This window comes from Pectobacterium sp. S5, assembly GCF_051707265.1.
Classification (GTDB): domain Bacteria; phylum Pseudomonadota; class Gammaproteobacteria; order Enterobacterales; family Enterobacteriaceae; genus Pectobacterium; species Pectobacterium polare.
In genome coordinates this window covers 1,915,611-1,940,161 of sequence record NZ_JAULSZ010000001.1, presented here as the reverse complement: position 1 = coordinate 1,940,161, position 24,551 = coordinate 1,915,611, and the positions used below count along the sequence as shown (strand labels likewise).

Sequence of the window (24,551 nt, the reverse complement as noted above, 5' to 3'; positions counted from 1 at the left end):
GGCAGGAATATGAATATTAAGGGGCATTATCAATACCCCGGATTGGCGGCCCGCGTGGCCGCTTCTCTTCATTTATCGGACAACGGTTCGATGATGGTGCTGAACACCGGGTCATCGAATACGACATTTGCGTTGGAGCAGGTCACGGTTTCCGATGCGCTGGGCTCGATTCCTCTAACGCTCACATTTCCTGACGGCGGTCGCTTTGTTCCTGCCGACGATCCCACTTTTCGCGCGTGGTATTCCGCACGACGTCGCCCGGGGCTTGTCCATCGTTTAGAACGCCATAAGCGTGGCGTCATTCTCACGCTACTCGCCACAATCTTGCTCGTCATAAACTACGTTTACGTGGTACTGCCGTGGGCAAGTTCTGCGCTGGCACTACGGATGCCAACCGCTATCGAACAGCAACTGGGACAAAATACGCTAAAGCTGTTACGACACAGTGATTTTAAGCCTTCTAAATTGCCTGTTGAACGCCAGCAAGCGATGCAAGCGCTGTTTCAACAGGTTATGCCCGCTGACATGCGGGAAGACAAAACGCCACTGCGCCTGGAGATCATGTCTGCGCCTATCGGGCCGAATGCTTTTATGCTGGCAGATGGTACGCTGATTATCAGTGACGACCTGGTGAAGCTGGCGAAAGATGACAACGAGCTGGCCGCGGTGATGCTGCATGAAATGGGACATCACGCTTATCGCCACCCAATGCGCATGGTGGTGCGTTCATCGCTGGTATCGCTGACCTTCATGTGGATGACGGGAGATGTCAGCGGAGTCGGGGATACCTTGTTGCAGTCTGCCGCTTTTATCAATGAGATGCAGTTTTCCCGCGATATGGAACGGGAAGCCGACGCATGGGCAATAGCAGAAATGCAGCAGCAAGGGCGTTCGCTTCAGTCGATGCAGGCAATGTATCGGGCCTTGATCGCTAACGACCGCAGTCAGGATGAAATTGATTCGCTGGATTTACCGGACTGGCTGAGTACGCACCCGGATATGGATGAGCGGCTGAGAGCCATTGAAAGCGAGATGAATAAGCGCTAATCCTCAGCGCTTGATTCTCAACTCCGACCTAACCCTGCCTTATGTCGATCGTGTGCGGTATCACCGTGCACGATCCCCTGCCTATTAGACATTTGAACAAAAAAAGCGCGCTTTGCTGTTTTTATAAACGCTAATGTCGAGCGAAAAGTATGAGCTATGTAGCCGGACGATTAACAGGAATGCGTTAAATATCATCCTATTAAAAACTATCTGTAGAATCTCTCGCGATAAATAAAAAAACCAGACAATAATCTCTTTTTATTATTAGTTCGCTTATGTTTATTGGGATTTTTCCTAATAGACATTAAAATCGCGGCTTCACGACTTCATGATTACCGAAGAGTTATTTATGATTAATCGAATTCTATCAGGGGTGGTGGGCGCATTTCTGTTAATGCTGTCACCATTAACGCATGCACAGGCAAATTTCCCAGAGCCCAAAGAAGGCGACTGGATTGCGCCAGAATTTACCTTCAACAGCGGCGAAAAATTAAAAGATCTGCGTATTCACTACTACACGATCGGTGATAAAACCAAGCCCGCTATCTTATTGCTACATGGAACGAACCAGCCGATTAAATCACTGCTAGCCAATGGCTTTGGCGGAGAGCTGTTCGGGCCGGGTCAGGCGCTGGATAGCAGCAAATACTTTATTATCATGCCGGAGAGCATTGGTTCTGGAAAATCGTCCAAACCGTCAGATGGCTTACGGATGAAATTCCCGCAGTACGATTATAACGATATGGTGCAGGCACAATATCGCTTAATCAAAGAAGGGCTGGGCATTAACCACCTGAGCCTGGTGATGGGATATTCCATGGGCGGCATGCAAACCTGGCTCTGGGGTGAAAAATACCCAGACATGATGGATGCGCTGGTGCCAATGGCATCGCTGCCAAATGAGCTGTCTGGTCGTAACTGGATGATGCGCCGCATCTTGATTGAATCCATCAAGAACGATCCAACGTGGAATAACGGCGACTACACGCAGCAGCCGCCAACGCTGAAAACAGCCAGCATTATGTTCAGCATTGCCACCACTGGCGGCACGCTCGCGTATCAGAGCAAAGCGCCGACGCGCGCGCAGGCGGACAAACTGGTAGAAGATCGCCTTGCGGCACCGTCGACCAGCGATGCGAATGACTTTATTTATATCTGGGGCTCGTCTGCAAATTATAACGCGGCACCGGAACTGAATAAAATTAAGGCACCTGTTCTGGTGATTAACTCTGCGGATGATGAGCGTAATCCTATTGAAACAGGCATCCTGGAGAATGAGCTTAAGAAAATTAAGCAGGCAACATTGTTCCTTATTCCAGCCAGCAAAGATACCAGCGGGCATGGCACCATGATGTCAGCGAAGTTTTATAAAGATGAGCTACAACGTTTCTTAGAAAAAAATCAGACTCAGAAAAAGAATAAAAAATAAATCCTACTGACCGATAGAATACCTATTTTCTGTCGGTCATTATTTTTTTATACGTTTCTTTATTTTTATTACGGTTTTATAACGAATTTATTTCAGTTCGTGGAAATTAACGCGTCTGGAAATTGAATAACGACTATTACGTAAATAACGGAACGGCTCTGCTCTGGAGCTGGCGCTCATCCTTTCTTATTTTTAGGCCACAGGGATAATTTATGTTTCGTAAGATAAAGATCCGTACTGCACTCAGCATGATGGTGTTTTCGTTAGCGGCATTACTGCTTTTCGTCGGCGTGTTAGGGTTGGTTGCCGTTCAGTCAGGGAATAAATCATTTGCTCGTGTCGATATGGAAGTGCTGCCAGGGCTGGTTGCGCTGAATGACAGCTCAGAACTGCTGTTGCGTGGTCGGTTGGATTTGCGTCTGTACGAATCATTAATGGGGAAAGGGGATGTCGAAGCCGCTAAAGTCGCGCTAGGGCGCGCCAGAGGCAAGGTCGACGGTGCCAGTGAAAAGTGGCAGGAATACCTGAAATATCCGCAGTCCGAAGCGGAAAAAGTCATTTCTTCAGACATGGCCGAGAAACGCAATACGCTGATGCAGGAGTTTATCGATCCGGCATTTGCTGCGCTTAACGCAGGGAATCTGGATGAATATCGCCAGCGTGCCGGGAAATCGACGGTTCTGTATGCCGCGTTTGATAAATCCTCTAAAGCCTTGGTTGCCTTCAAGCTGAAGAGCATTGATGAAGCCTACGCGGATTCGAATGGGCGTGTGGCGCAGATGGAAACCATCCTGTACGGTGCGATCGCCTGTGCATTACTGCTGGCGGCGCTGGCCTGGTCCGTGATGACCAACATGATCGTGAAACCGCTGAATCAGGCGATTTCCGTCTTTGACCGCATCGCCGAAGGCGACCTGCGGGCGCAGATTGATAGCAGCGGAAAAAATGAAATCGCACACCTGTTTGCTGCGGTTCAACGTATGCGCGACGGGCTGGAAAACATGGTGCGCGTAGTGCGTAACGGAACCGATGCGATCAGCGTGGGTGTCGAGGAAATCGCCTCCGGCAACATCGATCTCTCCAGCCGTACCGAACAGCAGGCAGCCTCGTTGGATGAAACCGCTTCAAGCATGGAAGAGATCATGTCGACGGTGAAAAACAACGAAGACAACACGCGTAAAGCCAACGATCTGGCGCTGAAAGCCTCTAATTCCGCATCTCGCGGCGGGAATGTTGTCTCCGAAGTGGTGGATACCATGCGTTCCATCAAGCAGAGTTCTGCCAAGATCTCCGATATTGTGGGTGTAATCGACGGTATTGCCTTCCAGACCAACCTGCTGGCGTTGAACGCTGCGGTGGAATCTGCGCGTGCGGGTCAATACGGTAAAGGCTTTGCGGTGGTGGCTTCCGAAGTGCGGATGCTGGCTGCGCGCAGTGCGACGGCAGCGAAAGAAATCGGCACCATGATCGATGATTCTCTCAGCCGCATTGAGAAGGGCGCAGGGCTGGTTGAAGTCGCGGGTAACACCATGGACGAAGTGCTGATGGATGTGAAAAAAGTGGTCGATATCATGGATGAGATCACGCTGGCTTCCAGCGAGCAGAGCCGCGGTATTTCGCAGATCAATATCGCCATCAATCAGATGGATGGTGTGACTCAGCAGAATGCGTCCTTGGTATCAGAAGTGGCGACCTCGGCGAATTCACTTCAGGAGCAGGTTATTAATCTGCAACAGTCCGTTTCCCGTTTCCAGATCGCAAGAGAAAACATGGAAATGGACAATGTGCTGCCCGGTTTGCGCCGGAACATTGCGCTGGCCGATGCTCGCTAATCGTTAAATGAGCTTATCACCTGTTTTCGCTACTGTTATGTGGACAGCGAAGACAGGTGACTTATGCTCGCATTCATCAATCAATTAATGGTTTTGAAGCGATAAACGGCACGGGAACCGTCAGCGTTAACCAGACGCCGTTATCCGCCTGATAAAAAACAAACCCCTGCTGATGCATTTCCCGCGCCTTTATTGTTAATACCACGGGCTTGCCGTGCCGTTGGCCGACATTTATCGCTGTGGCTTCGTCGGCAGACAAGTGCACATACTGACGTGAACCAGGAAGCAAACCCTGCTGATTTATCGAGTCGACAAATCGGGTTGCGGTGCCGTGGTAAAGAAACTCGGGCGGCACTTTGGGCTCGTAACGCATATCGACCTGCGATGACGAGTGCCCCTGCGCTGCGCGGATCGATAACCCATCCGCCGAAATAGAAAAACGCTTTTTGTCGCTGCTATCGACGACAGACGTGAATCACGTCTCTGGTAAGAAGCCGTCCATCTTTTGCCGCACCACTAATCAGTTCAGCTATGTTTGCCCAGCCTTCGCTGCTCAGCGTTAGCCCAATGGCTTCGGGCTTGTGTCGTAAAACGTAGCTAAGAAACTTGCTGACCTCAGCATGATTCGTGTCGCTCATTGTGTTACTCCATTTATGCATTTTGTGAGGTGAATAAGTGTGAAGCGAATAAAAAAAAACTATCCTCCGGCATAGCCGGAGGTTTTTCATATGCGCCTATAAGGCTCTGTTACCAGCCGCGCCCTAACAGGCGCATCGCGATCTGACATTTGCATCTATGGATTACTTACGGCCCGTAAACGGGCTACCTGGATACGGGATCGACAGTTGCTCTCCCATTTTATCCTCATCCAGTTGGTGCTTTATGTATTCTTGTATCTTGACCGTGTTTTTCCCCACCGTATCAACATAATACCCTCGACACCAAAACTCCCTGTTACGGTATTTGAACTTCAAATCGCCAAACTGCTCATAAAGCATCAGGCTACTCTTTCCCTTCAGGTATCCCATAAATCCCGAGACACTCATCTTCGGCGGGATTTCCAGCCAAAACTCCCTGTTACGGTATTTGAACTTCAAATCGCCAAACTGCTCATAAAGCATCAGGCTACTCTTTCCCTTCAGGTATCCCATAAATCCCGAGACACTCATCTTCGGCGGGATTTCCAGAAGCATGTGGATGTGATCCACACAGCATTCCGCTTCCAGAATATTCACGTTTTTCCATTCGCACAGCTTTCTTAAAATGCTGCCAATCGCTCTGCGCTTTTCCCCGTAGAACACCTGCCTTCGATACTTCGGTGCAAAAACTATGTGATATTTACAGTTCCATCGGGTGTGCGCTAAGCTCTTTTCGTCCCTCATTGGGACCCCCTTTTGATTTCTTGTTGAACGTTTGCAGTTGCCAGACCGCAAACTGTTTTAACAAATCAAAAGGGGTTTTTATAACTGGCTCAAAGCTGAAAGCTTTACTGAACCCCCAGCCTAGCTGGGGGTTTTCTGGGCACAATAAAAAGCCTCGTTTTGCAACGAGGCTTTCGTACTTGCCGTTCTACCGCTAGAAAATCGGTGAGCGTTACAGTGCAGCGATGACCGCGTGTTGCTCCAGCAGTTTGGCTTTCGCTACGGCGTAGCCGTCCAGCTTCTCACGCTCTTTGGCTACGACCGCTTCCGGTGCGCGTGCCACAAAGCCTTCGTTGGACAGCTTGCTTTCGATGCGCTCAATCTCGGCTTCGATTTTCGCCACTTCTTTCGTCAGACGATCCAGCTCTGCCGCTTTATCGATCAGGCCTGCCATCGGAATTAACAGCTCGGCACCCTCAATGAGCTTAGTGACGGAAACCGGACCTTTATCGCCCGCAGGCAGCAGCGTAATGCTTTCCAGACGCGCCAGCGTTTGGATAAAGCTGCGGTTCTCTTCCACGCGACGCTGTGCTTCAGCAGTGACATCACGCAGTAAGACTTCCAGCGGTTTGCCCGGTGCGATGTTCATTTCCGCACGAATGTTACGCACAGCGATAATCGCCTGCTTGATCCACTCCAGATCGTTCAGCGCCAGCGTATCTTCCTGCGCGGCATCGAACTCAGGGAACGGCTGCAACATGATCGTGTCGGCGCTAATGCCTTTCAGCGCTTTAACGCGTAGCCAGATGGTTTCGGTAATGAACGGAATAATCGGATGCGCCAGACGCAGCAACGCTTCCAGCACGGTAACCAGCGTGTGACGCGTACCGCGCAGTTCCGCTTCTGAACCGCCATTCATCACAGGCTTCGTCAGTTCCAGATACCAGTCACAGAACTGGTTCCAGGTGAATTCGTACAGAATGTTGGCCGCAATATCAAAGCGATAGCCGTCCAGCGCCTCGCGGTAGGCTTTCACCGTGCGGTTGAATTCTGCCAGAATCCAGCGGTCAGCCAGTGACAGCACTTTCTCGCCTGCGCCAAAACCACAATCCTGATCTTCGGTGTTCATCAGCACAAAGCGGCTAGCGTTCCACAGCTTGTTACAGAAGTTGCGGTAACCTTCCAGACGCTTCATGTCCCAGTTGATGTCGCGGCCGGTAGAGGCCAGCGCCGCCAGCGTGAAGCGCAGGGCGTCTGTACCGTGCGGCTCGATACCGTTCGGGAACTGTTTCTCGGTGCGCTTGCGGATTTTTTCCGCCAGCTGCGGCTGCATCATATTGCCGGTACGTTTTTCCAGCAGCGCTTCCAGCGAAATGCCGTCGACCATATCCAGCGGGTCGATCACGTTCCCTTTGGATTTGGACATCTTCTGACCTTCATCATCACGGATCAGGCCAGTCATGTAGACGGTATGGAATGGCACCTGTGGTTTGCCGTCTTCATCTTTGATGAAGTGCATGGTCAGCATGATCATGCGGGCAATCCAGAAGAAGATGATGTCGAAGCCGCTGACCATCACGCTACTCGGGTGGAACGCTTTCAGATCGGGCGTTTGCTCTGGCCAACCCAGCGTAGAGAACGTCCACAGCCCGGATGAGAACCAGGTATCCAGTACGTCTTCGTCCTGATTCAGAACGACATCGTCAGCGAGGTTGTTTTCACTGCGTACTTCCGCTTCGGTGCGACCGACATAGACCTTGCCATTGGCATCGTACCAGGCCGGAATGCGGTGGCCCCACCACAATTGGCGAGAGATACACCAGTCCTGAATGTCGCGCATCCAGCTGAAGTACATGTTTTCGTACTGTTTTGGTACGAACTGGATGCGGCCATCTTCCACCGCTTCCACTGCCGGTTTAGCCAGCACGGCAGCACGCACGTACCACTGGTCGGTCAGCATCGGCTCAATGACGACGCCGCCACGGTCACCGTAAGGAACGGTCAGATCGTGCGCTTTGATCTCTTCCAGCAGGCCAAGCTCATCGAATGCAGCGACCAGCGCTTTACGCGCGGCAAAACGCTCCAGACCCTGGAAGGCTTCAGGAATGTCGCTGCTGCAAACGGTACTGGCTTCGCCATTGGTATCAAAAATTTCAGCGCTCTGGCGGATATCACCGTCGAACGTCAGGATATTGACCATCGGCAACTGGTGGCGTTTACCGACTTCATAGTCGTTGAAGTCGTGCGCTGGCGTGATCTTCACGCAGCCGGTGCCTTTTTCCATATCGGCATGTTCGTCGCCAACGATCGGAATACGACGGCCAATCAGCGGCAGGATCACCTCTTTGCCGATCAGATCTTTATAACGCGGATCTTCCGGGTTAACGGCAACACCAGTATCACCCAGCATGGTTTCCGGGCGAGTGGTCGCGACGACCAGATAGTCTTTCCCTTCAGCGGTTTTCACGCCATCGGCCAGCGGATAGCGCAGGTGCCACATCGACCCTTTCACTTCGCGGTTTTCTACTTCCAGATCGGAAATCGCGGTGCGCAGTTTTGGATCCCAGTTCACCAGACGCTTGCCACGGTAAATCAGGTCTTCTTTATACAGACGGACAAAAACTTCTTTCACCGCGTTGGACAGGCCTTCATCCATGGTGAAGCGTTCGCGTTCCCAGTCAACGGAGTTGCCAAGACGGCGCATCTGATTGGTGATGTTGCCACCGGATTCGCCTTTCCACTGCCAGATTTTGTCGATGAATGCTTCGCGGCCGTAATCGTGGCGAGTTTTGCCTTCTTCTGCGGCGATCTTGCGCTCAACGACCATTTGCGTGGCGATACCGGCGTGGTCGGTACCTGCCTGCCACAGGGTATTTTTACCCTGCATACGCTGATAGCGGATCAACGTATCCATAATGGTTTGCTGGAAAGCGTGACCCATATGCAAGCTGCCGGTGACGTTGGGCGGCGGGATCATAATGCTGAAGCTTTCTTTACTCGTGTCGCCGTGCGGCTTGAAGTAGCCTTGCTTTTCCCAGTGTTCGTAGAGCGGCTGCTCGATATCTTGCGGGTTATATTTCGTTTCCATTATGCTCAAAATTCAGTGAGTTGGCGGCGTAGCCGTGGTCAATTGGAAGCCGACGCTGCGATAAGTTTTATAGCGGTCGCGCGCCAACTGTTTCAAGGAGTCTTCGTAAGGGACAAAGTCTATCACTTCATGGAAAGCGGTGGCAAAATCTGCGAACTGCGGCAATAGGCTGATCAGCAGATCCCGTGGCGCGTTGCCACGCCGCTGCGGCCAGGCCAGTTCGACCGGCGCACCGTGGCGTGGCCCTTCGCCTGCCAGATTATGCGGCACGAAGGCGTTGGGATCGCGCTGCCACAATGCCTCGTCCAGTCTGGTGGCCTGCTGCTCGTCTTCACAGGCTATCAGCACACGCTTTCCTGCTCGCCAACGTTCTGCCGCCAGATCGCATGCCAGTGCCTCATGGGCGCTGAGCTCACCGCTTTTGCTGTCGTGTTCGAGAAGATAGAACGTTGCGTTTTTCATTGTTTACACTATTGATAAGGGCCGGAATATCCGGCCCGATTATACTCGTCATACTTCAAGTTGCATGCGCATTGGCTGCGTTCACTCACCCGAATCACTTACCTGAGTAAGCTCATCGGGACTCCTTCCCTTGCCGCCTTCCTGAAACTTGAATTATTTAGAGTATAAGAACAAAAGTCATCGCTGGCTTTGGTCATCGCCGTTGACGTGAAAGTCTTATTCTACGTCGTTCTGTCCAGCGCGGTTAAGCAGGAACTGTGATAACAGCGCGACCGGACGACCCGTTGCACCTTTGGCTTTACCAGAACGCCAGGCCGTGCCCGCGATATCCAGATGCGCCCAGCTGTACTTACGCGTAAAGCGCGACAGGAAGCAGCCTGCGGTAATCGCACCACCCGGACGACCGCCAATATTCGCCATATCGGCAAAATTGGATTCCAGCTGTTCCTGGAATTCGTCGGTCAGCGGCAGACGCCATGCGCGGTCGCCAGACTGCTCGGACGCGCTCAACAGCTCGTGCGCCAGCGGATTGTGGTTCGCCATCAGCCCTGTAATGTGGTGCCCCAGCGCAATCACGCACGCGCCAGTAAGAGTCGCGACGTCAATCACCACGTCCGGCTCATAACGCTCGACGTAGGTCAGCGTATCACACAAGACCAGACGGCCTTCCGCATCGGTGTTCAGCACTTCTACCGTTTGGCCGGACATCGTGGTCAGCACGTCGCCCGGACGGTAGGCGCGCCCATCGACCATGTTTTCACAGCCCGCCAGCACGCCGATGATATTCAACGGTAGTGCCAGTTCGGCTGCCATGCGCATCACGCCGTAGACCGTGGCCGCGCCGCACATGTCATACTTCATTTCGTCCATGCTGTCGGCAGGTTTGATGGAGATGCCGCCGGAATCGAACGTCAGCCCTTTACCGACCAGCACAATCGGACGGGTTTCTGGGTTTGGATCGCCTTTATATTCGATCACGGACATCAGCGATTCATTCTGCGAGCCCTGACCCACGGCCAGATAGGCATTCATGCCCAGCTCTTTCATCTGCTGTTCACCAATCACGCGTGTGATGATGTTCTGGCTGTAGGTATCGGCCAGTTGACGCGCCTGCGAAGCCAGATACGCGGCATTACAGATATTCGGCGGCATGTTGCCGAGATCTTTCGCAGCTTTGATGCCCGCAGCAATCGCCAGACCGTGCTGAATGGCGCGCTCGCCGCTGGTCAGCTCACGGCGTGTTGGCACGTTGAAGACCATTTTGCGCAGCGGACGGCGCAGTTCGACCTTATTGCTCTTAAGCTGATCGAAGGTATACAGCGTTTCTTTTGCGGTTTCGACGGCCTGACGCACTTTCCAGTACGTGTTACGGCCTTTCACGTGCAGCTCGGTCAGGAAGCAGACCGCTTCCATCGAGCCGGTTTCGTTCAGCGCGTTGATCGTCTTCTGAATCACCTGTTTGTACTGGCGTTCATCAAGTTCGCGCTCTTTACCGCAACCAATCAGCAGAATGCGCTCGGAAAGAATGTTAGGTACATGGTGCAAAAGCAGTGATTGCCCCACTTTGCCTTCTAATTCACCACGGCGAAGCAACGCGCTGATGTAGCCGTCGCTGATTTTATCGAGTTGTTCGGCAATAGGGGACAGACGACGCGGTTCAAACACGCCGACGACAATGCAGGCACTGCGTTGTTTTTCCGGGCTACCGCTTTTTACGCTGAACTCCATGTACTCTCCTGAATCTTAAAGACAACGGCGGGGGCAACGGCTAGAATGTGACACTCCGTAATACTTCCCGGCGTTGCGTTAACATAACCTGTGTTAATCTTAACGACGTAACGAACCTGTTTTAGTGACTAATAAGCAGGTTCTGATACAACAGCTCAAACGCAGTGTGTTGTAATACAGTTTTAGCTAAGAGGGCAGCCAAAAATGAGTATAAATGGCGCGTTAGCGAAGAAACTATCGATTTTCCTGCAAAAAGACAAGTTTTCACAGGCGTAATTAAGCGTGATCATCATTCGATATCTGGTACGGGAAACCTTTAAGAGTCAACTGGCCATCCTTTTCATTCTGTTACTGATTTTCTTTTGCCAGAAATTAGTGCGGATACTGGGCGCCGCTGTTGATGGTGAAATCCCGACAAATTTGGTTATCTCCCTGTTGGGATTGGGCGTGCCAGAGATGGTGCAGCTCATCCTGCCATTGAGCCTGTTTCTTGGCGTATTGATGACGTTTGGCCGCCTCTATGCGGAAAGCGAGATCACCGTCATGCACGCCTGTGGGCTGGGCAAACGCGTGTTGCTGAAAGCTGCGCTGGCCTTGGCGGTGTTCACTGCCATTATTGCAACGGTTAACGTCATGTGGCTCAGCCCGTGGTCGTCTCGGCATCAGGAAGAAGTGCTGGCAGAAGCGAAGGCGAACCCCAGTATGGCCGCGCTGGTAGAAGGGCAGTTCCAGTCTGCACAGGGCGGTAACGCGGTGCTGTTTGTCGGCAATGTCAAAGGATCGGAGTTTGAGCACGTCTTTCTGGCGCAACTGCGCCCCAGCGGGAATGCTCGGCCTTCGGTCGTCGTCGCCGATCGCGGTCATATCACGCAGAACGAAGATGGTGCGCAGGTTGTGACGCTGGATAATGGTTCTCGTTATGAAGGCACGGCGTTGCTGCGTGATTTTCGTATCACGGATTTCACCAACTATCAGGCCGTGATTGGTCACCAGAGCGTGACGCTAAACAATAGCGACGTGCAGCAAATGGGTATGCAGACCCTCTGGCATTCGGATGCGCACGATGCGCGTGCCGAGTTCCACTGGCGGCTGACGTTGATTGTTTCGGTGCTGATCATGGCGCTGATGGTGGTGCCGCTGAGTGTGGTGAATCCGCGTCAGGGTAGGGTGCTGAGCATGCTGCCCGCGATGCTGCTGTACCTGATTTTCTTCCTGCTACAAAGCTCGCTGCGTTCTAACGCGAGTAAAGGAAAAATCGATCCGATGGTATGGGTCTGGCTGACTAACCTGATGTACTTCGGTATCGCAGTGATGCTTAACCTCTGGGATACCGTGCCGATGCGCAAGATGCGCGCCCGCTTTAAGCCTAGTACTCTTAGAACACAAGGAGCGGCCTGATGTTTGGTGTATTAGACCGCTATATCGGCAAAACGATTTTTACCACCATCATGACGACGCTGTTCATGCTGGTGTCGCTCTCCGGCATCATCAAGTTTGTCGACCAACTGCGTAAAGTTGGGCAGGGCGAGTATTCGGCGCTGGGCGCAGGGCTGTATACGCTGCTCAGCGTACCTAAAGATATTGAGATCTTCTTCCCGATGGCGGCGCTGCTCGGTGCGTTGCTCGGGCTGGGCCAGCTTGCGACCCGTAGCGAACTGGTGGTGATGCAGGCCTCTGGCTTTACCCGCTTGCAGATTGCGACGGCTGTGATGAAAACGGCAATCCCGCTGGTGCTGCTGACGATGGCGATTGGCGAATGGGTGTCTCCGCAAGGGGAACAGATGGCGCGCAACTACCGCTCTCAGATGATCTCCGGTGGGTCGATGATCTCTACGCAGGGCGGACTGTGGGCAAAAGACGGCAATGACTTTATCTATATCGAACGAGTGACGGGCGATAAAGAGCTGTCTGGCGTCAACATTTATCACTTCGACGATAAGAACAAGCTGCTATCTGTGCGCTATGCGGCCTCCGCCGAGTTTGAAGAGGACAGGAATGTCTGGAAGCTCTCGCAGGTTGATGAATCTGATTTGAGCGACGGTAAGCAGATTGGCGGTAGCCAGACGTTCAGCGGAGAATGGAAAACCAACCTGACGCCGGATAAGCTCGGCGTGGTGGCGCTGGAGCCGGATGCGCTGTCGATCCGTGGGCTACATAATTACTCCAAATACCTGAAACAAAGTGGGCAAGAGTCGAATCGCTACCAGCTGAACATGTGGAGCAAAATCTTTGCACCAGTCTCAGTGGCGGTGATGATGCTCATGGCTGTCTCTTTCATCTTCGGCCCGCTGCGCAGCGTGTCGGCGGGTTCACGCATCGTGATAGGTATCAGCTTCGGCTTCCTCTTCTACCTGCTGAATGAGATTTTCCGTCCACTCAGCTTGGTCTATGGCATCCCACCAATCCTGGGCGCGATCTTGCCGAGCTCGGTATTTCTGTTCATCAGCGTGGCGCTGCTGCTAAAACGCCGATAGAACCCAGCAATCCCGAAAAAGCGGCGAGTGGGTTAACCCCTCGGCGCTTTTTTATTGCTCTCAATAACACTCATTATCACACCATCGTGAAGGTAAAAAAGTCATAACACGTTGCTAGAGATGATTTTTTCAGCACTTAACCGAACACGGAGTGGATTAACGTTGCGCGTGGGCCGTCAAACGGTATAATGCACCCGTTTTCCGCATACTACTTCTGTGCCGAAGTGGCGAAATCGGTAGACGCAGTTGATTCAAAATCAACCATCGAAAGATGTGCCGGTTCGAGTCCGGCCTTCGGCACCATAGTATGAAAATCAAGTCACCTTAGGGTGGCTTTTTTTATGTATGAAATTCAGTAGATAAGCGACTTTTTCTCCCCATTACCGAGCGATGAATCGCGGGTAATATCGCTGCTTTATTATGTGTCATATACCTGTCGCACCATCCCGCCTGAAAATGTTTACCAAAAAAGCCATTGTCAAAATTCCGTTTCAAAACGACGGGAATCAATGCCGTGCGATGCTAGCTGGCTTATGTATAATCACCTCTATTCGTTACACTCTTTGGTAATCCTCATGTCTAACACTAACTTTTCTCAGACGGCTGCCTTTATCTGGTCAGTTGCTGATTTGCTTCGTGGTGATTTCAAACAATCCCAATATGGGCGCGTGATTCTGCCTTTTACTCTCCTACGTCGGCTTGAGTGTGTGTTAGTCGCGAGCAAAGAGGCGGTGTTAGCGGAAGTCGAAAAGCTGAAGGCTAGTCCGCTGCCAGAAGAAGGGCGAGATAAGTTTCTGTTACGTGCTACCAATGGTCTGTCGTTCTTCAATACTTCTCCGATGGATCTCGGCAAGATGGGGCAGAACGACATTAAGGCTAATCTGGAGAATTACGTTCAGTGTTTCTCAAAGGATGCGCGTGAAATCTTTGAACACTTCAAATTCAGTGAGTTCGTTGGCCTGCTGGATGATGCCAACCTGCTGTTCAAAGTCGTGGAAAAATTTGCCAAATACGACCTAAGCCCGAAGGCTATTTCCAACCATGAAATGGGACTGGTGTTTGAAGAGCTGATTCGTCGTTTTGCGGAAAGTTCGAATGAGACTGCCGGGGAACACTTTACTCCACGTGATATCGTGCGTTTAACGACCTCACTGGTGTTTATGGAGGATGATGACGCGTTGTCTAAAGACGGCATCATTCGTACCATTTACGACCCAACTGCGGGAACGGGCGGCTTCCTTTCTTCCGGCATGGAATACGTGCACGAGCTTAACCCGAATGCGGTGATGCGTGCGTTTGGTCAGGAGCTGAACCCAGAGTCTTACGCAATTTGTAAAGCCGATATGCTGATTAAAGGACAGGATGTTAGCCGCATCAAACTGGGCAACACCCTTTCCAACGATCAGTTACCGCAAGACCAGTTCGACTATATGCTGTCGAACCCGCCGTTCGGTGTTGACTGGAAAAAGATTGAAGGTGAGATTAACGACGAGCATAAACTGAAAGGCTTTAATGGCCGTTTTGGCCCTGGTTTACCGCGTGTGTCCGATGGTTCTCTATTGTTCCTTCTACATCTGATCAGCAAAATGCGTGATACCCATAATCCTGATGGTTCAGTCAATGATGGTGGGCGTATCGGCATTATCCTCAATGGTTCTCCGCTGTTTACCGGTGGTGCGGGTAGCGGTGAGAGCGAAATCCGCCGCTATATTCTGGAAGCTGATTTGTTGGAAGGGATTGTCGCGCTGCCGACGGATATGTTCTACAACACCGGGATTGCGACTTATGTCTGGATTCTGTCGAATAAGAAAGCCACGGAACGCAAAGGCAAGGTTCAACTGATTGATGGCACCAACCTGTGCGGCAAGATGCGTAAATCTCTGGGTTCCAAGCGTAACCTGATGGGTGAGGATGACATTAAGCTTATCACCCGCACGTTTGGTGCTTTTGAGGTAGTTGACACGATTTCTCTTGAAGCCTTAGGTCTTGAAAAAGCACCGGAGCAAAAATCCAACCGTGGTCGCCAGTCTGCTACGGCTAAAACCGAAGCGCCAAAAACCTTTGCCAGCAAAATCTTCAATAGCACGGATTTTGGCTACCGTCGCCTGACCATTGAGCGCCCGCTGCGTTTGTCGGCGCAAGTGACGGATGAAGCGATCGCGATGTTGCGCTTTGCGCCGAAGCCGTTTAATGCACCGATGGAACGTCTGTTTGAGGTGTTTTCCGCACAGTGGCAAAGCGATAACTATGGGAGTTTTGCAGACATCGAAGTTGAAGCTCGCGCTATCATCAAAGCGGAGTTTTCCGAGCTGAAAGAGAAGCAAATTAAAGATTTGCTGGACAGCAAGCTGTGGCTGGCACAGCGCGAATTAATGGAAAAAGCGCAGCAGATTCAAGCTGCGTTAGGCACACAAGCCGGTGGAAAAACGCGGGTCAGTAACGACTTTAACCAGTTCCAGCTTACCCTGAAAGGGGCGATCAAATCCGCAGGCGTGAAGCTGGATGCCAAAGAGAACAAGCAGCTTATTGACGCGATCACCACGAAAAACCCAGATGCAGAACCGGTGGTGAAGAAGGTACTGAAAGAACCCGCCCGGCCGCTGTACGGTGAGTTTGAATATCAGGGAAAAGTGGTGGAGTTTGAGCAGGACGGCGAGCTGCGGGATAACGAGAACGTGTCGTTAAACCCAGCGGTGTCTACCAGTGACCTGATTGAGCGCTACTTTAAAGCGGAAGTGCTGCCGCATGTGGCCGATGCCTGGATTAATGCCGATAAGCGCGATGAGAAAGACGGCGAAATTGGTATTGTCGGCTATGAAATTCCGTTTAACCGCCATTTCTACGTGTATCAGCCACCGCGCCCGCTGGAAGAGATTGATGCCGATCTGGATGCAGTCAGCGCCGAGATTATGAAGCTGTTGCAGGAGGTGCATTCCTGATGGCTAAGTATAAGGCATATCCTGAATATAAGGATTCTGGGGTTGAGTGGTTGGGGAATGTCCCGATTCACTGGAGAACTATATCCATATCCAGATTATTTTCTAGGAATAAACGCACCGGATATACAGGGAAAGAGTTGCTTTCCGTTTATCGGGATTATGGAGTTATACCTAAATCCAGCCGGGATGATAACAATAATAAGCCTTCAGAGGATTTGTCGCCTTATCAGTTGGTTGAACCAAATGATTTGGTAATGAATAAAATGAAAGCCTGGCAAGGTTCAATCGCAATTTCAGAATATGAAGGGATAGTTAGTCCTGCATACTTTGTTTATCAACCAAATAAGGTTCTGTTTGAACTAGCGCATCTAAGGTATGTGCATTATTTACTTCGCAACCCGATTTACGTTACTCAATATTTGAGCCGTTCCAAAGGTATACGTGTCAGTCAATGGGATCTGGATCCTGATGAGTTCAGAAATATTGAACTTCTACTGCCCGACAAGAGTGAACAGGAGAGCATATACAGTTTCCTCGATCACGAAACCGCAAAGATCGATAACCTGATCGAGAAACAGCAGCAACTGATTGAACTGCTAAAAGAAAAACGTCAGACAGTGATTAGCTATGCTGTAACCAAAGGGTTAAACCCTGATGTGCCGATGAAAGATTCTGGTGTTGAATGGTTGGGAGAAGTGCCAGAACATTGGGATGTTTGCCGTATTAAACAATTATCAAAGCAGATATCGAAAGGTACAACACCAAGCACAATTGGTGGTGATTTTGTTGATGATGGTATTAGGTTCTTAAAAGCAGAAAATATTGGTAAGTCGAAAGAGGTAAATTTATATCCACAATTCTATATTACCAGTGCTGTAGATAAACAGATCTCAAGAAGTCGACTTCAAGATAAGGATATCTTAGTAATTATTGCTGGTGCGACTACTGGCATGGCTTCAGTTCTACAAAAAGAGTTGCTACCTGCAAATACTAACCAAGCAGTTAGTTTTATTCGTCCTAAAAACATTAATCATGCTGATTGGATTTATTATTGGCTGGGGGCTGAATTTACTCAACGTATAATCGGTATGGGTGCTGTCCAGGCAGCGCAGCCAAATTTATCAATGGAAGATCTTGGTGGTATTCCTGTTTTACTTCCACCAAAAAATGAAATTTATTCAATATGTTTAGAGATAGAAAAACTATCGATTAAATTTGAACTCTTAATTTCGAAAGCCGAATCGGCAATAGAGTTAATGCAAGAACGCCGCACCGCCCTTATCTCCGCCGCCGTCACCGGAAAAATCGACGTCCGAGATTGGGTTGCACCTGACACGCGGGACATTGAGGAATCACTGGAGGTGAACGCATGAGCATGGACTCCACCAAAGAAGCGATCTTCCAAAATGAAATGATTGCACAGATGGTTGAACATGGCTGGATTGTTGGCAAAGGTGATGGCTATGACCGTGAACGTGCGCTGTATTCGCAAGATGTGCTGACCTTCGTTAAAATGACTCAGCCGCAGGAGTGGGAAAAGCTGGTTAAGGTTTTCCCTACCGATACCGAGCGTCATTTCCTCGATGCGCTAGTGGTACAGCTTAAGAAAGCCGATAGTAACGCTACCGATAAACTCTCGCGCACCTACGGTACGTTGGGCGTATTGCGCAATGCGCTAAAAATCCGCAATGCGCGTTTTACGCTATGCCAGTTTAAACCCGAGCACAATTTAAACCCGGAAACGCTGGCGCGTTATCAGCAGAACATCTGCCGTATTGTGCCGGAGCTGGTTTATAGCCCGTATGCCACAAAAGCGGCGTTTGAAGAAACGGGCTTAAAAGCGAAAAAATGGCGTATCGATCTGGTGCTGTTTGTTAACGGCCTGCCGGTGGCGACGCTGGAATTGAAATCCGAGTTTAAGCAGGCGGTACAAAACGCGATTAAACAATATAAGAAAACGCGTTTGCCGAAAGATCCGTTAATCAATAAACCTGAACCGCTGCTGACCTTTAAACGCGGAGCGCTGGTGCACTTTGCCGTCAGCCAGTATGACGTGTTTATGGCGACGAAATTAGCCGGTGATGACACCTTCTTCCTGCCCTTTAATAAAGGCACGGCTGACGGCGGTGCAGGGAATGACATTCCTGAAAATGAAAACGAGTACGCTACCAGCTACCTGTGGAATGAGGTGCTGCTGCCGGACAATTTGCTAAATATTCTCGCGCGTTTCGTGCATTTGCAAATTGAGGAAAAAGAAGACTGGAACGGGCTGAAGGTTAAAAAAGAGAGTTTAATTTTCCCCCGTTATCACCAGTGGGATGTGGTGAATAAACTGATTCACGCTGCCACGCGAGAAGGCACCGGAAATAAATATCTTATTCAGCACAGCGCTGGTTCCGGTAAGTCCAATTCGATTGCCTGGACCGCCCACCAGCTTTCTACACTCTATGATGATAAGGGTGAAAAGCAGTTCCACTCGGTGATTGTTGTTACCGACCGTACCGTATTGGACGACCAGCTTCAGGATACTATTTACCAGTTTGAGCATCAGGACGGCGTGGTCGGGCGCATTAATAATAAAGAAGGCGACGGCTCTAAATCAGAAAAGCTCGCCAGTGCGCTGGAAAACTCACAGCCGATTATTATCGTTACCATCCAGACTTTCCCGTTTGTGCTCAAAGCCATCGAAAACAGCGTCAGCCTTAAGCAACGCAAATATGCGGTAATTGCGGATGAAGCGCACTCTTCCCAAAGTGGTTCCACGGCGCGTCAGTTAAAAGAAGTGCTGATGACCGAAGAAGCAGATGACGATGTGGTGCTGTCGTCGGAAGATATTTTGGATGCCACCGTTGCCGCGCGAAAAGGCAGTAATAATCTTAACTTCTATGCATTTACCGCTACGCCAAAAGCCAAAACGCTGGAGCTGTTTGGCCGCCGTCCTAGCCCTCAGGAACCCGCATCCAAGACCAATAAGCCGGAAGCATTCCACGTTTATTCGATGCGGCAGGCGATTGAAGAAGGCTTTATTCTTGATGTACTGAAGAATTACACCAACTACAAAGTGGCGTATAAGCTGTTGCAAAAGCTGGACGATCCTGACCGGGAAGTAGACAGTAAAAAAGCCAAAATCAAACTGAACCAGTGGGTTACGTTGCATGAACATAACGTCTCGCAAAAAGTAAAAGTGATTGTCGAGCACTACCGAAAACACGTCATGCATTTACTCGGCGGACAGGCGAAGGCCATGGTCGTGACCAGTTCGCGTAAAGCGGCGGTGCGCTACAAGCTGGCGTTTGATAAGTATATTGCTGAGAATCACTACCAGAAAATTAATGCCATGGTGGCATTCTCAGGCGAAGTGGAATTTGTTGAAAGCGATCAAAATAGTCTTGCGTTGTTGAACAAGAAATTCACCGAAATCAATATGAATCCAGGGTTGAAAGGCCGGGATATGCGCAAAGCCTTTGACAGTGATGATTATCAGGTGATGCTGGTCGCAAATAAATTCCAGACGGGGTTTGACCAGCCTAAGCTGTGTGCCATGTATGTGGATAAGCCTCTTGGTGGGGTGGAGTGTGTACAGACACTCTCACGCCTAAACCGTATCTACCCGAGTAAAGCGCACTCTGGCACCTTCGTGCTCGATTTCTACAATGAACCGGATGATATTCTGGGGGCTTTCCAGCCTTACTATCAGACCGCCGAGTTGACCGATGTCAGCGACCCACAGCTAGTCTTCGAGCTATTCGAGAAGCTCCGCGCCAGCGGTATTTTCTTATGGAATGAAGTTGAGCAATTTTGCGAAGCGTTCTTTACCAAAAATAAATCCAACGCGGCAATTAGCAATATTTGTAAACCCGCCGTTGAGCGCTGGAAAAAGCGCTATACCTCGGCCATTGATGCCTATGTGTTGGCAAAAGAAATTTTTGAGCGTACGAAGAAAACCAACGATGTGGTGCTGATTACCAATGCTGAAAACAGCTTTAAAAGCTGTAAGCAAGAGAAAGACAAGTTGGATATCTTCAAGAAAGATCTCGGTAGTTTTGTCCGTTTCTACGAATTTATGTCACAAATCGTTGAGTACGATGATAAGGAACTGGAGAAGCTCAGCCTGTTTGCTCGTCATCTACGACCATTGCTGCATGAGCAGAATATTGAAGAAGATGAGGTTGATTTAAGCAATGTGGAAATGAGTCATTACCGCTTGTCAAAAATTCACGAGCAGCATCTGAAACTTCAGGAAGATGCCGAAGAATACAAAATAAAGCCGGGCAATGACATTGGCACCGCCAAGCCAAAGGATAAGAAAGAAGAGTTTCTTTCGCATATTCTGGCACGTCTTAACGAGCTATTTATTACGGATAATCTGACCGACAAAGACATGATTAATTACGCTTTTAGCGTGCGCGACAAGTTATCAGAAAATCAGGCGGTGATGACGCAGATTGCGAATAACACGCGCGAACAGGCTATGCTGGGCGATTTCCCTAAAGCCATTGATGATGCGGTGCTGGATAGCAATGACGCTCAGCAGGACATGATGATGCAATATCTGTCTAATCCTGAACTGGCGAAAGGGTTTGCCCGGGTGGTGTTTGATATGTTGAAAGGGGCCTGATTTTTCACTGAGCGGGTATCACCATTCGGCTGATGGACCATAAAAACGGAGGCAGTATGACAGATAAACACTTACCTCAAGCCCCAGCCGGTGAATTCATCATGTTTACCAGTCAGGATGGCAAAATACGTATTGAATGCCGTTTCGAAAACGATACGTTATGGTTATCGCAGGCGATGCTCGGTGAGCTATATGGCAAAGCCAAATCGACGATCAGCGAGCATATCAAAAACATCTTTGAAGACGGTGAATTGGATGAAAATTCAGTTGTTCGGTTTTACCGAACAACTGCCAGCGATGAAAAAAAATATCAGGTTCAATACTTTAATCTGTCATTGGTACTGGCCGTCGGTTACCGCGTCCGTTCAACCCGAGGCATCCAGTTCCGCCAGTGGGCTACGCAAACCTTGCAGGAATACCTGATTAAAGGCTTTGTGATGGACGATGAGCGACTGAAAAATCCACCGGTCGGCCCGTCAGTGGTGCCCGATTATTTTGGCGAGATGCTGGAACGCATCCGCGATATTCGTGCCAGTGAAAGGCGCGTCTATTTACGGGTACGGGAAATCTTTGCTCTTGCAGCGGATTATCAACCCTCACTGAAAGAGACAACGCTCTTTTTCCAGACTATCCAGAATAAGCTGCATTTTGCCTGTACCGGAAAAACGGCTGCTGAGCTTATTCACCAACGCGCCAATGCCAGTCTTCCTCATATGGGGCTGACCAGCTTTAAGGGTGATGAAGTGCGTAAAGGGGATGTCACCGTCGCTAAAAATTATCTCAATCAGAGTGAAGTTGACGAACTGAACCGCGTAGTCAATATGTGGCTGGATTTTGCTGAAGATCAGGCCAGACGCCGGCAGCAGATATTTCTACGCGACTGGCAGGAAAAATTAGATCAATTCTTGCAATTCAACGATCGTGAAATATTAAAAGGTGCAGGTACGATCAGCAAGAAAATAGCAGATGACAAGGCTCAGGTTGAATATGAACAGTTTGCCGAGCAACAGCGCCGTATAAAAGAAGCAGAGGGCGAACGGGATATCACTGAGCTATTACAGTGGCAAGCCAATCCGAAAACTAAGGATTAGCCAAAATCCTAGGAAGAATGCAGCGCTAAAATTCCGGCGCTGACATTTCGTTTCACCTGCATTCCGTGACCTCAGGCCGTGGGGCGCTTTCTGATTAAAGTGCATCCAGATTGCCGTGTGGTTATGTGATTCTGTAGTCCCTCCGGTTTTTAGTACCACTGCCAATGAGGGTCTCCGACCAGTTTTTGCCTTGCATAGATAACAGGTGGCACATCACCCAGTGAGCGTATGACATAGCAGGGATGCTGATGTGGTGCTTGCCACAGGTCGTGACGCTAATAAAATTATGCTATTTTAATAAGTGTTATTAATTTTTATTAAAAGGTGGCGTTCATGGGGCAACCAGCGAAACAGACGATCAGTGCTCAGATACCCGCCGAGCTTGCTGCTGCGGTTGAAAGCCTGGCTATTGAATTGGATAGATCCAAAAGTTGGGTGATTAAAGAAGCGCTGACCGCAATGATTGAAGAGAGGGAGCGTCGGCATCAGCGGGTTTTGAAAGGTCTTGCTGATGTTGATGCGGGAAGAGTAGTAAGCCATGCAGATGTGATCGACTTCGCCAACAAACTGAAAAAGTCATAATCAATGGAAATACGTTGGACGCAAAAGGCACAGAATGACCTGGAACGTATTTACGGATTTGCCAGTCAGTACAGTCGGCAACATGCTGACGAGGTGTTAGATCGCTTGATCATCGGCACCACGGGGCTTGCTGACCACCCGAGAATCGGCGTATCTCAGGCAAGATATGAACCACGCGAGGTGAGAAAGATCTTGTTTGATGATTATGAAGTTCACTATGAAATTCAGCACGATACTATTTATATCGTCGATCTTTGGCATACACGAGAAGATCGCTGAATTTTGTTGTTATATCTAGACCTGCTTATAGTCATATAAGGGCGCTCATGTTAATCATTTTTGGTGGGTTACCGGGAACTGGGAAATCAACCATTGCCCGTTTATTGGCAACCAGACTGAACGCGGTCTGGCTGCGTATCGACTCTATCGAACAGTCACTGATTCGTTCAGAAAAAATCACAATGTCTGATATGGGGCCTGCCGGGTATCTGGTCGCGTATGCCATCGCTGCGGACAATCTGAAGTTAAGGAACAGCGTCATTGCCGATTCGGTAAATCCTCTCGCCATTACCCGGCAGGCTTGGCGAGATGTGGCTTCAGAAAATGCCACGCCTGCGTTGGAAATTGAAATTATCTGTTCCGATAAAGCGCAGCATAAGGAGAGGGTTGAGCATCGCAGCGCAGATATTGCTGGGCATATACTGCCCGACTGGCAGAAAGTCATCTCTCGGCAGTATGAAGTTTGGTTATCCACTGATATCACCCTAGATACTTCAGTGTTAACGCCAGAGCAAGCCGTAGAGGTTATTCTCCAGCATATTGAATCACGCAGATTCTGACTCTCAGGCTATGGTGTTCTTTATGCTCAGGTTGGCAAAGTGTTACATCACCGCGACAATGCAGGGCTACTGCTGAAGGTGGGGATTATAGTAGGCAATATTAAATTGAAGGCATGCAACTCTGCTGCAATGGTATCGTCAGATGCCAATCTTCCCCTTCTAAAACATCTGCGCGGCTTCGAGTCCCAAATTTAACAATTTCAAGCGTTGGTATCTGTGTTGGTATAATGTCTTTAGTCTTTATTTAAATTAATAATAAATCATGAGGTTATATGCTATGTGCGAGTCCGGCCTTCGCACCATAGTATGAAAATCAAGTCACCTTAGGGTTGCTTTTTTTATGTCTGAAATTCAGATGGTTATACCTTTTCCTTAATCTCTTTTCCCTCAACTTTCTCAAATCATCCAACCACACAGATAATCACAATCACCATGAAAAAGAATCATATACCGAAAGGGGGATTGTGCTTATGCTGAAACGCAGTACCTGTGCTGGGTTGCTTGCAGAAGTTCGGGGATCTCTGAAACCAGATTTCGACTACACGTTATTCATACAGGTCATGAACTTTTAATAAACGGTAGCTGGGGGAGGGCGAGTGGAATTAATCGTGACGCACGATATTACCGATAGCGATCGGGAAGAACTTTTTGTCGGCCTGAGAAGCTACAACCATCGGTTTATTAATCCTGCGTCCTTTGGGCAAATCGGTATTTTTCACCGCAATAGTGCCGGGACTATGCTTGGTGGGCTAATCGCAACCCGTAAAGGATTGTGGCTGTGTATTGATTATTTGTGGGTTGGTGAGGAATCCAGAGGTCTGAAGCTCGGTAGCGCGTTAGTGAAAGAAGCGGAACAGGAAGCAGTGCGTCTTGGATGTCGTCATTCGCTTGTGGATACGTTTAGTTTTCAGGCACTTCCTTTCTATGAAAAGCAAGGTTATCAACTGCAAATGTCGTTACCTGATTTTCCTGAGGAAGGCATGTTAAGGCACTATCTAATAAAGAAAAATATGCAGGCTGCATGATAGTTACCCGCCCATTGACCAATGACAAAGTCGTGC

At 49.7% G+C, this 24,551-nt stretch carries 17 protein-coding genes, 1 tRNA gene and 1 pseudogene; 14 read left to right on the top strand and 5 right to left on the bottom strand.

Annotation, left to right across the window (positions count from 1 at the left end; all coding sequences use genetic code 11):
- Positions 1–9: 9 nt before the first annotated feature.
- From QWJ20_RS08705 to QWJ20_RS08695, 3 genes are all read left to right on the top strand, one after another.
- Positions 10–1,047: a M48 family metallopeptidase gene (locus QWJ20_RS08705; protein WP_174866444.1), complete on the top strand. Its 1,038-nt coding sequence runs from the start codon at positions 10–12 to the stop codon at positions 1,045–1,047.
- Between the two features lie 349 nt (positions 1,048–1,396).
- Complete coding sequence (locus tag QWJ20_RS08700) at positions 1,397–2,476, top strand: alpha/beta fold hydrolase (protein WP_174866443.1); 1,080 nt, start codon at positions 1,397–1,399, stop codon at positions 2,474–2,476.
- A 212-nt stretch (positions 2,477–2,688) separates the two neighbouring features.
- Positions 2,689–4,308: a methyl-accepting chemotaxis protein gene (locus QWJ20_RS08695; protein WP_349965553.1), complete on the top strand. Its 1,620-nt coding sequence runs from the start codon at positions 2,689–2,691 to the stop codon at positions 4,306–4,308.
- A gap of 76 nt (positions 4,309–4,384) precedes the next feature.
- Here the strand turns inward: QWJ20_RS08695 and QWJ20_RS08690 are convergent.
- The 5 genes and pseudogenes from QWJ20_RS08690 to pepA form a co-directional block, all read right to left on the bottom strand.
- Positions 4,385–4,946: pseudogene (locus tag QWJ20_RS08690) on the bottom strand (RNA 2'-phosphotransferase).
- Between the two features lie 162 nt (positions 4,947–5,108).
- Positions 5,109–5,690 carry an IS200/IS605 family transposase gene (gene tnpA / locus QWJ20_RS08685; RefSeq protein WP_433992307.1) on the bottom strand — a complete coding sequence of 194 codons (582 nt, stop codon included), beginning with the start codon at positions 5,688–5,690 and terminating at the stop codon, positions 5,109–5,111.
- A gap of 211 nt (positions 5,691–5,901) precedes the next feature.
- Entirely contained in the window at positions 5,902–8,757 is a 2,856-nt protein-coding gene (locus tag QWJ20_RS08680; protein WP_433992306.1) for a valine--tRNA ligase, read from the bottom strand.
- A gap of 12 nt (positions 8,758–8,769) precedes the next feature.
- Positions 8,770–9,219, bottom strand: a complete 450-nt coding sequence (locus tag QWJ20_RS08675) for a DNA polymerase III subunit chi (RefSeq protein WP_433992305.1) — start codon at positions 9,217–9,219, stop codon at positions 8,770–8,772.
- Between the two features lie 216 nt (positions 9,220–9,435).
- Positions 9,436–10,947: a leucyl aminopeptidase gene (gene pepA / locus QWJ20_RS08670; RefSeq protein WP_010284628.1), complete on the bottom strand. Its 1,512-nt coding sequence runs from the start codon at positions 10,945–10,947 to the stop codon at positions 9,436–9,438.
- Positions 10,948–11,229: 282 nt separating this feature from the next.
- Here pepA and lptF point away from each other — a divergent pair, with 282 nt between their 5' ends.
- The 11 genes from lptF to QWJ20_RS08615 all read left to right on the top strand — a co-directional run bounded on the left by lptF (position 11,230) and on the right by QWJ20_RS08615 (position 24,515).
- The gene (lptF, locus tag QWJ20_RS08665; protein WP_433992304.1) at positions 11,230–12,345 is read left to right on the top strand and encodes an LPS export ABC transporter permease LptF; all 1,116 of its coding nucleotides are present in this window, start codon (positions 11,230–11,232) and stop codon (positions 12,343–12,345) included.
- Positions 12,345–13,421: an LPS export ABC transporter permease LptG gene (lptG, locus tag QWJ20_RS08660; RefSeq protein ID WP_095701394.1), complete on the top strand. Its 1,077-nt coding sequence runs from the start codon at positions 12,345–12,347 to the stop codon at positions 13,419–13,421. Before lptF ends, lptG begins: the two co-directional genes overlap by 1 nt.
- Before the next feature lie 218 nt (positions 13,422–13,639).
- Positions 13,640–13,724: transfer RNA gene (locus QWJ20_RS08655), tRNA-Leu, on the top strand.
- Positions 13,725–13,996: 272 nt separating this feature from the next.
- Positions 13,997–16,360 carry a type I restriction-modification system subunit M gene (locus tag QWJ20_RS08650; protein ID WP_433992303.1) on the top strand — a complete coding sequence of 788 codons (2,364 nt, stop codon included), beginning with the start codon at positions 13,997–13,999 and terminating at the stop codon, positions 16,358–16,360.
- Positions 16,360–17,733, top strand: coding sequence for a restriction endonuclease subunit S (locus QWJ20_RS08645; RefSeq protein WP_433992302.1), 1,374 nt, complete (start codon positions 16,360–16,362; stop codon positions 17,731–17,733). The genes QWJ20_RS08650 and QWJ20_RS08645 overlap by 1 nt, the downstream gene beginning before the upstream one ends.
- Positions 17,730–20,978 carry a type I restriction endonuclease subunit R gene (locus QWJ20_RS08640; protein ID WP_433992301.1) on the top strand — a complete coding sequence of 1,083 codons (3,249 nt, stop codon included), beginning with the start codon at positions 17,730–17,732 and terminating at the stop codon, positions 20,976–20,978. Before QWJ20_RS08645 ends, QWJ20_RS08640 begins: the two co-directional genes overlap by 4 nt.
- 56 nt (positions 20,979–21,034) lie before the next feature.
- Positions 21,035–22,069: a virulence RhuM family protein gene (locus tag QWJ20_RS08635; RefSeq protein WP_433992300.1), complete on the top strand. Its 1,035-nt coding sequence runs from the start codon at positions 21,035–21,037 to the stop codon at positions 22,067–22,069.
- Between the two features lie 333 nt (positions 22,070–22,402).
- The gene (locus QWJ20_RS08630) at positions 22,403–22,651 is read left to right on the top strand and encodes a CopG family ribbon-helix-helix protein (RefSeq protein WP_103808671.1); all 249 of its coding nucleotides are present in this window, start codon (positions 22,403–22,405) and stop codon (positions 22,649–22,651) included.
- Positions 22,652–22,654: 3 nt separating this feature from the next.
- Complete coding sequence (locus QWJ20_RS08625) at positions 22,655–22,930, top strand: type II toxin-antitoxin system RelE/ParE family toxin (protein WP_433992299.1); 276 nt, start codon at positions 22,655–22,657, stop codon at positions 22,928–22,930.
- Positions 22,931–22,977: 47 nt separating this feature from the next.
- Entirely contained in the window at positions 22,978–23,490 is a 513-nt protein-coding gene (locus tag QWJ20_RS08620) for an AAA family ATPase (RefSeq protein WP_433992298.1), read from the top strand.
- Between the two features lie 596 nt (positions 23,491–24,086).
- The gene (locus tag QWJ20_RS08615; RefSeq protein ID WP_433992297.1) at positions 24,087–24,515 is read left to right on the top strand and encodes a GNAT family N-acetyltransferase; all 429 of its coding nucleotides are present in this window, start codon (positions 24,087–24,089) and stop codon (positions 24,513–24,515) included.
- The last annotated feature ends 36 nt before the right edge of the window (positions 24,516–24,551 follow it).

What these genes read in the sequence shown, in the direction of transcription:
- QWJ20_RS08705 (WP_174866444.1), top strand. Translation starts at nt 10, where the DNA reads ATGAATATTAAGGGGCATTATCAATACCCCGGATTGGCGGCCCGCGTG.
- QWJ20_RS08700 (WP_174866443.1), top strand. Translation starts at nt 1,397, where the DNA reads ATGATTAATCGAATTCTATCAGGGGTGGTGGGCGCATTTCTGTTAATG.
- QWJ20_RS08695 (WP_349965553.1), top strand. Translation starts at nt 2,689, where the DNA reads ATGTTTCGTAAGATAAAGATCCGTACTGCACTCAGCATGATGGTGTTT.
- tnpA (WP_433992307.1), bottom strand. Translation starts at nt 5,690, where the DNA reads ATGAGGGACGAAAAGAGCTTAGCGCACACCCGATGGAACTGTAAATAT.
- QWJ20_RS08680 (WP_433992306.1), bottom strand. Translation starts at nt 8,757, where the DNA reads ATGGAAACGAAATATAACCCGCAAGATATCGAGCAGCCGCTCTACGAA.
- QWJ20_RS08675 (WP_433992305.1), bottom strand. Translation starts at nt 9,219, where the DNA reads ATGAAAAACGCAACGTTCTATCTTCTCGAACACGACAGCAAAAGCGGT.
- pepA (WP_010284628.1), bottom strand. Translation starts at nt 10,947, where the DNA reads ATGGAGTTCAGCGTAAAAAGCGGTAGCCCGGAAAAACAACGCAGTGCC.
- lptG (WP_095701394.1), top strand. Translation starts at nt 12,345, where the DNA reads ATGTTTGGTGTATTAGACCGCTATATCGGCAAAACGATTTTTACCACC.
- QWJ20_RS08650 (WP_433992303.1), top strand. Translation starts at nt 13,997, where the DNA reads ATGTCTAACACTAACTTTTCTCAGACGGCTGCCTTTATCTGGTCAGTT.
- QWJ20_RS08645 (WP_433992302.1), top strand. Translation starts at nt 16,360, where the DNA reads ATGGCTAAGTATAAGGCATATCCTGAATATAAGGATTCTGGGGTTGAG.
- QWJ20_RS08640 (WP_433992301.1), top strand. Translation starts at nt 17,730, where the DNA reads ATGAGCATGGACTCCACCAAAGAAGCGATCTTCCAAAATGAAATGATT.
- QWJ20_RS08635 (WP_433992300.1), top strand. Translation starts at nt 21,035, where the DNA reads ATGACAGATAAACACTTACCTCAAGCCCCAGCCGGTGAATTCATCATG.
- QWJ20_RS08630 (WP_103808671.1), top strand. Translation starts at nt 22,403, where the DNA reads ATGGGGCAACCAGCGAAACAGACGATCAGTGCTCAGATACCCGCCGAG.
- QWJ20_RS08625 (WP_433992299.1), top strand. Translation starts at nt 22,655, where the DNA reads ATGGAAATACGTTGGACGCAAAAGGCACAGAATGACCTGGAACGTATT.
- QWJ20_RS08620 (WP_433992298.1), top strand. Translation starts at nt 22,978, where the DNA reads ATGTTAATCATTTTTGGTGGGTTACCGGGAACTGGGAAATCAACCATT.